Genomic DNA, 2,500 nt, shown 5'->3' with positions numbered 1-2,500 from the left:
GAGAATGTGATGTAGACAGGTTTTTGCTGACTCCACCATCCCCTCCAGCGACCCCATAACGCCACCTCCGCAACTTCACGGGCCACCTCCGCAACTTCACAAGCCACGCCCCAAACTTTTTCTACAGGGTGAGTCTGATTCTCTGTCACAGCTTCGGCTGTATTTTGTATATTTATGGGGGGAGCTGTGACAACCTCCACATCAAGAGGAGAGGGTGATTCAGCCATTTTCGCAGAGGCGATTTTTTCAGCCAATTTTTGACAGACTAGAGGGTAAAGCTCATCCCAGTTTTCGGGTCTGCTAGAGTTCTCACCAGCCTCTACAAAAACGATATTGCCAAACTCGCTTATCCCCCTCCCTAAACCTGAGAGGCCTTCAGCTTAACCCCGATAAATTTAAGTAAGCGGTTGAGATATTGCATGGGTGAGCTTTTTGCCGGGATGTCCAAGTAGGGCGGCTGCTGACTTGGTTTTACAAATCCTCACCAGTTCCTTGACTTCAGGGGATTTATCCGTCCAGACCTTTGGAGGGTCAAGGAATTGATTAATCCCCAATTTTGAGAGAAGTTTTAGTTTGAGCCATTGGTTGTTCAGGTCAGGCAAGAAAGTTCTAAACTCACGGTTCCATTTTGCCGTTGTAGCAGTTCAGCATCAATAGGGTTTTCAAGTTTCCAGTTGGCATAGAGCTGATTGAGCAAATCTCTGTCAGTGAAGCGGATACGGTAAACAAACTCCCAAGTCCAAAGCTCAGTATTTTCAATGCCTGGTAGCCGCGCTAAAAGGCGATATTTGATGGCTTTGCAGCAATCCTCCCATTCAGCATTGCTTCCCTCAATTTCTAAGTATTTTTCTAGGGTGATAAATTCAGAATTGAAAATCTGCTTTGCTTCTTCTTCTTTAGAAAGCTTTTTAGCATCAGCAAAGCTCATTCCCTCATCGTAAATGGCATCAGGATTAAGCAAATCCGAGAAACTAATTCGATTAACTTCATAGCCACCATCCTCAAAAGATTTAAGTAGAAACCGCCGTAAGTTACGCGCTTCAACTGCATCTTTGCCCTTAATTTTCGCCCAAGCTTCTAGGTGTGGGGAATCAATTTGAGCCTTGATTGCTTCTTTGATTGCGGCTGTATTTTCTTCAGGAGAAAGTGCTTTCATTTCAGCCGTTACCCGCTCTTCAATGTCTTTGATTAGCTGACCTGAAAAGGGATTAGAATCATTATTGCTGGCAAATTTACGCTCAGCACAGCAGATCACAATCCTTTCTGGATGCCTTACCCGGCGAGACATTTGGAGGCATTCATCAACGCCAATGACCCCGCGAAAAATGCAGAAAACATCAGAGAAATAATTCCCAATCTCCAAATTATCAATCTTTTCTTTGATTGAAATATCGAGACCGCTTTCAGCAGTTGGGGTAAAGATGATAAATTCTGGCTTGTGCTTTCTGATGTACTCATCAGGATTAGCTAGAAATTCCTTAGCCCATTTCTTAGTAGCTGTTTTGCTGCTTAATAAAATGCCTTTTTTGCCTTGAGCCGTCAACTTTTTGTAAAGGGCTTCGGCATCATTGAGGGAATCTGTGGCAATTGCGGGGCAATCAGCATCCATGATTGCCCTTGCTAGCCATTCAAATTCTGCCTTGGCAATCCGATATCTGCCTTTGGGAAGCTCAAGGAAGGTTACGGGCGGCGTATCGCCCTTAAATTCATTTTCAATTTTCACCGATGGCATCTTGAAGATTTCTTCCAAATATTGAATATCTGAATCTTTGAGATTACCATCAAGCGCGATTACCCCCCCAACGGTAGGGCCAATCTTTTCTAGATAATCGAGAATTTCAAGCCTTTTCTCTTTGCAAGTGCTACTGGTGAGCAGATGCTTGATACTGCTTGAAGCTTCATCCAAAATAATATGTGCCCCCTCGAAAATTTCAGGGGGAAGCTTCAGCAGGGAATCCCAACACAGGCTGATCCGAGCGTTAGGATCTTCAAAAAAACGGCGGCCATCATGCTCATCTAGGTGATAGCTACCAATCTTTTGAGCCTGCTGTAGCAGTAAGCTGTTACGGTAGCCGATGTTGATTTGCTTCCCTGGTTGCGTTGCAACCTTATCAGCCAACAATTGAGTTTTTCCGGTGGCTAGGCCCGATTTGGGAGCTATAATTTTGCCGGGTTCAGGGGCTTCTATGTCGAGGTAGCGCTGGTTTACTTTTTTCTCAGGAGAGAAGCCCTTGTAGCAAAAACGCCACAGGCGCTCATCCTGCAATTGTTTGAGGGATTCAGCGGCGGCTAGGACTTGGGCAACGTCGCCACCAGCAACTGCAAAATCATCAATTCCTTTCTGCGGGCCTGGGAGTCTGGCAATTTTGACTGTGGACTGTTTGAAGAGTTTGCCAAGGATAGCCGCGTTGACCCATTCGGGGGACTTGAAATAATCACCGGGGCGGTAGTCGAAACAAATCGTAACATCACGACCATCATCGAAGGGTAATAAATCTGG

General features: G+C 45.3%; 1 protein-coding gene and 1 pseudogene. Both read right to left on the bottom strand.

Annotated features, from left to right (window positions below):
• A pseudogene (locus OSCIL6407_RS36925) lies at positions 1-227 on the bottom strand (hypothetical protein); the annotation flags it as partial.
• A gap of 362 nt (positions 228-589) precedes the next feature.
• Positions 590-2,500, bottom strand: a 1,911-nt coding sequence (locus OSCIL6407_RS36920) for a plasmid replication protein, CyRepA1 family (RefSeq protein ID WP_019486986.1), incomplete at its 5' end; no start/stop codon positions are given.

The organism is Kamptonema formosum PCC 6407, assembly GCF_000332155.1.
In the GTDB taxonomy this organism is placed as follows: domain Bacteria; phylum Cyanobacteriota; class Cyanobacteriia; order Cyanobacteriales; family Microcoleaceae; genus Kamptonema; species Kamptonema formosum.
The sequence above is the reverse complement of the archived record's forward strand: the minus strand, read 5'-3'. Positions and strand labels throughout refer to the sequence as shown.